6 protein-coding genes are annotated in these 7,204 nt (G+C 39.5%); 3 read left to right on the forward strand and 3 right to left on the reverse strand.

Translation table 11 applies throughout. The features are described 5' to 3' along the window. Positions 1-27: 27 nt before the first annotated feature. Positions 28-1,254 (reverse strand): MFS transporter, encoded by a 1,227-nt coding sequence (locus BLR37_RS19065; protein ID WP_090771352.1) that lies wholly within the window; start codon positions 1,252-1,254, stop codon positions 28-30. A gap of 140 nt (positions 1,255-1,394) precedes the next feature. Between BLR37_RS19065 and BLR37_RS19070 the strand changes: the two genes are divergently transcribed. Continuing rightward, positions 1,395-2,291, forward strand: coding sequence for a GH25 family lysozyme (locus BLR37_RS19070; protein WP_090771354.1), 897 nt, complete (start codon positions 1,395-1,397; stop codon positions 2,289-2,291). Positions 2,292-2,361: 70 nt separating this feature from the next. On the opposite strand, the gene BLR37_RS19075 is transcribed toward BLR37_RS19070, so the two are convergent. Both BLR37_RS19075 and BLR37_RS19080 read right to left on the reverse strand, forming a co-directional pair. After that, positions 2,362-3,459 (reverse strand): mandelate racemase/muconate lactonizing enzyme family protein, encoded by a 1,098-nt coding sequence (locus tag BLR37_RS19075; RefSeq protein ID WP_090771356.1) that lies wholly within the window; start codon positions 3,457-3,459, stop codon positions 2,362-2,364. A gap of 86 nt (positions 3,460-3,545) precedes the next feature. Further along, complete coding sequence (locus tag BLR37_RS19080; RefSeq protein WP_090771358.1) at positions 3,546-3,851, reverse strand: DUF1016 N-terminal domain-containing protein; 306 nt, start codon at positions 3,849-3,851, stop codon at positions 3,546-3,548. Positions 3,852-3,977: 126 nt separating this feature from the next. Here BLR37_RS19080 and BLR37_RS19085 point away from each other — a divergent pair, with 126 nt between their 5' ends. Then, complete coding sequence (locus BLR37_RS19085) at positions 3,978-5,987, forward strand: thioredoxin domain-containing protein (RefSeq protein WP_090771360.1); 2,010 nt, start codon at positions 3,978-3,980, stop codon at positions 5,985-5,987. Between the two features lie 137 nt (positions 5,988-6,124). Beyond that, positions 6,125-6,922, forward strand: a complete 798-nt coding sequence (locus tag BLR37_RS19090) for a hypothetical protein (protein WP_090771362.1) — start codon at positions 6,125-6,127, stop codon at positions 6,920-6,922. The last annotated feature ends 282 nt before the right edge of the window (positions 6,923-7,204 follow it).

A 7,204-nucleotide genomic window follows, 5' to 3' on the forward strand; every position in this document is an offset into this window, starting at 1 on the left:
TACAGTTTGCAAATGGCCAGCTGTAAACTAATTCGTTTTCAATACAACTTTTTGCTGGTGTTTATCCAGTACGTTAAAGCCATAGGCACAAAGCAATAAGATACAGGCCAAGCCAAACCAAAGCCAGTTATATCCCAGGTGTTTGGCAATATAAAAACCAGCAAGCGGGCCCACTACCTGTGCACAAGACCAGCTTAAAGTATAACCTGCGGCATATAACCCACGGTTGTGTTCATTGCTTCTGCTAATAACTACAGTATTGATAAATGGGAGTACAAACATTTCGCCAACCGTGAAGGTTACAATGGTTAACACAGCCGAAATGATGTGGAAAATAATTGGTGCACTTAACAACAGATATGATACCGCAAAGAAAACAGAGCCAATGATGATGAAAAACATGGGCGACCTCTTCTTTTCGATTTTATTGATCATAATCATTTCGAATAAGGCAATCAAAATGCCATTTATACCGATAATAAGGCCAATTTCTAACTCATCGATATGCCATTCTTTTTTAAAGAAAACAGGGACAATCCTAAACATTAAAAAGGCGCATGTTATAAAAAGAGTGGTAATCAGGATGAATTTTACATAAAAGGGATCATTCCAGGGTTTCATAATGACCATATCTGCCGCTGTTTCCTTGGCCTTTTTTATGAATCCTTTAATCTGTGGCAAAAATGAAAGAATTAGCATACCTACAATTATACTCACAACCCCTTCCAGAATAAATAATGCCTTGTAGTTTATTTTGACAATTATTCCTGCAAAGCTACTTCCTAAAGACCATCCGATATTTGTAGCTAAACGATTTAATGAATATGATCTGGTTATGGTACCTTCGGCTGCATAGTGCGCAATGGCAGTAAAATTTGCTGGACGAAAAGCTTCTGAAAAAAAGCTAATCACAATAGCAAAAACGCAAAGCGTATGGAAGTGCGATATTGTTGAGAATACGATAAAAAGTAAACCTCCTACGACCGAGGAAAGTATTTGTACCGGGCGAAAGCCAATCATATCTGTTAATTTACCACCCATCGCTGAGCCAAGAACGGCACCTATTCCATATAAAGTGATTATAAGGGCGGCTTCCATTTCTGAACGGTTTAAACTCTGGATAACGTATAAGCCCATAAAAGGAACTGACATGCTTCCGAATCTGTTAAATAGAATCATAGCACTTAATAACCAGGTTTCGCGACTGAGGCCGCTAAAAGATGCTTTGTAGGTATTAAAAATGAGTTTGAACATGGTATTTCCGGATGCCGTAAAAATAGCAAAAGCCAAATCATTAATTCATCATTTGAATTACATATCATTTACCGAACTAAAAAAATTGAGGGAAAAATATCGCGTAATTTTTTACAAATTTGCATCCGGAACCCGAATCAATGCCGCCAGAGAAAAAAGCCCCCATTAACAAAAAGCCTGTTACCCGTAAACCCGCCGTTCGTAAACCAGCGGTGAGGAAGCCTGCTGCCAGTAAAAAAAAGCAGACTAAAATTCCGGTGCAGCTTAAAATTGCCATTGCAGCTGTGTTGCTGGTTTTGCTTTCGCCTTTATATTATGGCTACATTTTAAAAGGCTTTGTGGCTACCTGGCGCTGGGTTAAAGATTGGGGGCAAGATCCCAATTACCGTACCTACGAGAGCTTTAACATCAAAATCCCCAGAAAATATACCGTTCATGGTATCGATGTTTCTTATTATCAGGGTAAGATAAACTGGCCGCTGGTGCAATCGATGAAAGAAGACGAGGTAAGAATCAGTTTTGCTTTTATCAAGGCTACAGAAGGTGTCATGATGGTTGATCCTTATTTTCAGCGCAACTGGCGCGAAGCACCAAAATCAGGTATCATTTGTGGCGCTTATCACTTTTTCAGGCCGCGAAAAGATGGTAAAACACAAGCTAAATTCTTTTTGCAGGTAGTGAACGTAGAGAAAGGCGATTTACCTCCTGTGGTTGATATCGAATCATTAGATGGTGTTTCTCCATTAAAAATGCGCGCCGAACTGGCCGATTTCCTAAATTATGTAGAACTGAAAACGAAAGTCAGGCCAATTATTTACACCGGACTTAAGTTTTACGAAGATTATCTGGATACGCATTTCAGCGATTACCCCTTGTGGATTGCACACTACTATCAGCCTAAATTACGGTTGGACAATAGCCGATGGAAATTCTGGCAACATTCTGATAAAGCCAAAATTAATGGCATTGGGCATGTAGTTGATTTTAATGCCTTTAATGGCGATAGTACCGCGCTGAGTAAGCTTGTGATTCGTTAGTTACAGGGTTAATTGTTTAAATTGGTTAATCGACCCCAAACGCTAAATGCACAAGCCCAAACGCGTTAAACTACACAACCCAGCTTTCACATTTCTCTAAGAAAAATTCATCTGCTTCGGCGCCGATGCCAATTTCATCAGGTACATCCAAAAAGTAGCCGTTATAAGTTAAGCCCCCTACAACCGGATCAACCAAATGGCCCAATAAAGCTGTATCAAGATCAAAAAACTCTACATTCGGACTCGCATAGGCAAAGTGAAGGTTGGCACTCAAAGCAATTCTGGTTTCGAGCATGCTGCCAATCATGCATTTAACACCGGTTTGCAAAGCTTCTTCATGTATTTTCTGCGCCTCCAGTATGCCACCAGATTTAGAAAATTTAATGTTTAAATAAGTGGTCGATTGGCTGTTAATCAGTTTTCGGGCATCGTGGTGGTTGTAGCAACTTTCATCGGCCATTAATTTAATTGGCGAATTCAGGTTGAGCTCAGGAAGTTTATCGTCGTACCAGGTACGCATGGGTTGTTCGCAAAACTCAATATTATATTTTTCCAGTGCACCTAAAGCAAACAGCGCATCGTCAAAGCTCCAGCCCTGGTTGGCATCCAGTCGCAAGGTAATCTCCTCGCCAACAGCTTCACGAATGTGTTTTACCCGTTCAATATCATCGTGAACGTTTTTACCCAGCTTAATTTTAAGGATTCGGCAACCCTGGTTTATGTATTTTAGGGCTGTATTGGCCATTCCTTCAGGCGTATCAATACCGATGGTCATATCGGTTTCAATGGTCCGTTTTTGCCCGCCAAGAAACTTATAAAGCGGTAAACCGGCATTTTTAGCTGCAATATCGAACAAAGCCATATCAAAAGCGCTTTTAATCGTGCTGTTGTGGTCGGCATAACCAAGCAAATCATTCATCCGCTCCGGAATGTCTAATGGATCTTTACCTTTTAAAATGGCCGCAAAGTCTTTAGCTATGGCAATACAGGTTTCCTGAGTTTCGCCTACAATCATCGGAAATGCCGAGCATTCGCCGATACCATGAATGCCCGTATCGGTGTAAATGCGTACCAGTACATTTTGTGCAAAGTGCATGGTGCCGGTTGCAATAACAAAAGGCTCCATCGGGATACTAAAGCGGTATATTTCGGTATGGGTGATTTTCATGGTTGTTATTTATTATCTAATTCAAAACGTTAAGGTAAAATTTTCTTTTTTTCAGTACCTAATCTGAATAGAACCCTATAATGGGTTCAGCTCAATTCGTGACGCAATGCGTCACGAATTGGAAACGAGTTGTAAAAACTTCTTATATTTCGGAGATTACTTTCATCAAAGCCTTTACCGAATTCTGCAGACAATTGCGCTGAAAGATTTTTCAAAGTTGCTTTCCCATAGTCAGCACGCAGTTTTCCTTGTTGCTCGTCCTCAACAATAAGCTTTCCGATTTGCCAGTAAGATTCCAGTAATGCAGAATTTGCAGCACGGAATACTTTCAGCCGGGATTGGTTAATAATCTCCCTGATGGAAGTAAATAACTTATTTGTGGTTGATTCCATTCCTGATTTAGATTTCTAACCTAAAGTATAAAAACAAAAACTAAATAGAAACAGGTTTGTAGATTATTAATAGCTTTACGCCTCGAAATAAATTCATTTTCCGGCTTACATTTTACAGCTCATACCATGTCCGAAACCAATAATTTAATCCACGCATCATCACCTTATTTGCTCCAGCATGCCCATAACCCGGTTAATTGGTACGAATGGGGAACTGAAGCTCTAGAAAAAGCCAAAGCCGAAAATAAACTGATTTTGGTAAGCATTGGTTATTCGGCCTGCCATTGGTGCCATGTAATGGAACGCGAAAGTTTCGAAAACCACGAAGTAGCGGAAGTGATGAACCGGCATTTTGTGTGCATTAAGGTCGATCGTGAAGAACGTCCGGATATCGATCAGATTTACATGTACGCTATCCAGCTGATGACCGGTAGTGGTGGCTGGCCTTTAAACTGTATCTGCCTGCCCGATCAGCGTCCGATTTACGGCGGTACTTATTTTAGAAAAAACGACTGGATTAATATTTTGCAGAATGTGGCTGCCTTATGGGCAAACGAACCGGATAAAGCTATTCAGTATGCCGAAAGGTTAACTTCGGGTATCCGCGAAAGTGAAAAGATAATTCCTGCAGTTAATCAGGAAGATTATTCCAACGACCATTTAACAACGATTATCGAACCCTGGAAACGCCATTTCGATATTGGCTACGGAGGTTATAACCGTGCACCCAAATTCCCTTTGCCCAATAACTGGGTTTTTCTGTTGCGTTACGGCTTTTTAAAAGACGATCAATCTGTTTTTACAGCAGTTTGCCATACGCTCGAAGAAATGGGGCGTGGTGGTATTTACGATCAGATTGGTGGCGGTTTTGCCCGTTATTCGGTTGATGACAAATGGCATGTGCCTCATTTTGAGAAAATGCTTTACGATAATGCCCAGTTAATCAGTTTGTACACCGAAGCTTATCAATGTACCCGGTTCAACTCGTTTAAACAAATAGCAACTGAAACGATTGAATGGGTTTTTAATGAAATGACTTCGGCTGATGGTTTGTTTTTTTCGGCCCTTGATGCAGATAGCGAAGGAGTAGAAGGCAAGTTTTATGTTTGGGATAAAGCAGCATTCGATGCCGTGTTGGGCGAGGATGCACAATTGTTGAGCGCTTACTACAATGTTACCGAAGAAGGCAATTGGGAAGAAGAACAAACCAATATTTTGCGTAAAACCATCAGCGATGATGACTTAATGCAACAATTCGCGATTGATGCAGAAACTTTGTACAATAAGGTAGAGGCGGCTAAAGCTAAACTTTTAACTGAGCGGGGCAAACGCGTTAGGCCAGGTTTAGATGATAAATGCCTAACTGCCTGGAATGGTATGATGATTAAGGCCCTGGCAGATGCAGCCACGGTTTTAAACCATCAATCTTATTATGAAAAGGCTTCGGCTGCGGCCAGGTTTATTTTAACTAAGCTGCGATCAGAAGACAGTGGTTTATACCGCAATTATAAAAACGGAAAAGCTTCTATTACAGGCTTTCTTGATGATTATGCTTTTTTAATCGAAGCATTAATTGCCTTGTACGAATATGATTTTGATGAAAAATGGCTGGAAGAAGCCAAAACTCTTAGCGATTATGTCGTTTCTAACTTCACTGATGCCGATTCACCCATGTTTTTTTATACACCAGCAGGAGGTGAGGGGCTAATTGCCCGGAAACATGAAGTGATGGATAACGTAATTCCGGCTTCGAACTCTGCCATGGCACAAAACCTTAAAAAACTTGGACTGCTTTTTGATCTGGAGAACTATACCGAAAAGGGCGTAGAGATGCTTGCAGCAGTAGAACCTAAAATTAAAACCTATGGTTCTGCCTATTCGAACTGGGCCATACAATTGTTAAACGAGGTTTATGGCATAAACGAAATTGCCATTACCGGATTAGAAACAGAAGTATTTAAATTAGCATTAAGCGGACATTATATTCCAAACAAAATTGTATTGGGCGGAACAAAAAGTAACCTGCCGCTGTTAAAAGGTAAGCAAAGCAATGAAACAAAAGTTTATATTTGCCGAAATAAAGTATGCCAGTTGCCGGTTAACACTGTTGAGGAAGCATTAACGCACATACAATAAAGAAAAATAGATGAATATATTGTAAATCAGTTATTTATTTTCTTTTTGTGAACTTTGTTTCTGTGGCTTATTCGTACTATTTGATTTTACGTTCGTACTAGTTTAGTACTACTATCACGAACTTAAATCTTAATAGAATGAAATCAATCAGAACCGAATTGGCCGTTATTAATGGCATCAGGTTTATTTTAGTAACCCCTCATAGTTCCAATACCGACAAATATCCACTTTATTGCATAGAATACTTTTATAATGGTAAGCAATTTAAAGTTAAAGAAGGGGTAAAGACAATCTATAATCAATACCTTGAACAGGTAAAGGATCTTAAATCTGTAAATAAGAAATTACTACTCCTCCGTAATTCATTCGAGTTCAGAGTAAACGAGTTGGTAAAACCGATAAGCGTTAACCAATCATGTACAGATTCGACCTTAACAGTACAAACCAGAGTAATTGAAGCTTTTAACAAGTTTTTCGAATATCATACTAAGCGCCATGAAATAGGAGAAATTAAGGATATCTATAACTATACTGAAAGAGATAAGAAAGTAACAACGTTTCTAAACAAACATTTCCCAAAGCTTTTACTCTCCAATCTAACTACAACTGTCTGGATTGACTATCGTAGCTACCTAAAGAAATGGGGGCTAGGTAACAGTACCGTTAATCTACAAATGGTTTATGTCAAAGGATTTTATATATGGTTGAACGAAATAATGGAATTACCCATTACTAACCACGCCAGTAAGTTAAAGAAACTTGATATAACTCTTCAGGAACCGAAATATAATGAAATTAAGCAATCACTATTTCTTGAATTCTTTAATATTGTGAATACTCCAAGATATTTGAGGTTACACCTAATGGCTCGATTGGTAGCAGAAAATACATTGAGTGGGTATTTCAGCGAAAATGGCCGCGCGTTTCGCTTTTAAAGTGTCACCCTGTTTCGCTTCATGGTGGCCGCCTGTTTCGGAGCAAGCTGGCCGCGCTGATCACTTGATCAGATTTTCTTTGTACAGTATTTCTTAACCAAGTTTTTATTTAAAGCTAATTCAAAGCCATAGGTTCGAAAAGACAAGCCTCAGCTAAGCTTTGGGTCGTGAGACGATTTTGAACGCGTTTAAGCACTTTTTTAAGGTGTTTTGGATAGATTCTTTGGTTGGCTGAAATTTAAGAGGATCAGCATCCCTTAAAAGAGATAGCCTGGAAGGCTT

Origin of the sequence: Pedobacter soli (assembly GCF_900101435.1) — a bacterium.
GTDB classification, from domain to species: domain Bacteria; phylum Bacteroidota; class Bacteroidia; order Sphingobacteriales; family Sphingobacteriaceae; genus Pedobacter; species Pedobacter soli.

What these genes read in the sequence shown, in the direction of transcription:
- BLR37_RS19065 (WP_090771352.1), bottom strand. Translation starts at nt 1,254, where the DNA reads ATGTTCAAACTCATTTTTAATACCTACAAAGCATCTTTTAGCGGCCTC.
- BLR37_RS19070 (WP_090771354.1), top strand. Translation starts at nt 1,395, where the DNA reads ATGCCGCCAGAGAAAAAAGCCCCCATTAACAAAAAGCCTGTTACCCGT.
- BLR37_RS19075 (WP_090771356.1), bottom strand. Translation starts at nt 3,459, where the DNA reads ATGAAAATCACCCATACCGAAATATACCGCTTTAGTATCCCGATGGAG.
- BLR37_RS19080 (WP_090771358.1), bottom strand. Translation starts at nt 3,851, where the DNA reads ATGGAATCAACCACAAATAAGTTATTTACTTCCATCAGGGAGATTATT.
- BLR37_RS19085 (WP_090771360.1), top strand. Translation starts at nt 3,978, where the DNA reads ATGTCCGAAACCAATAATTTAATCCACGCATCATCACCTTATTTGCTC.
- BLR37_RS19090 (WP_090771362.1), top strand. Translation starts at nt 6,125, where the DNA reads ATGAAATCAATCAGAACCGAATTGGCCGTTATTAATGGCATCAGGTTT.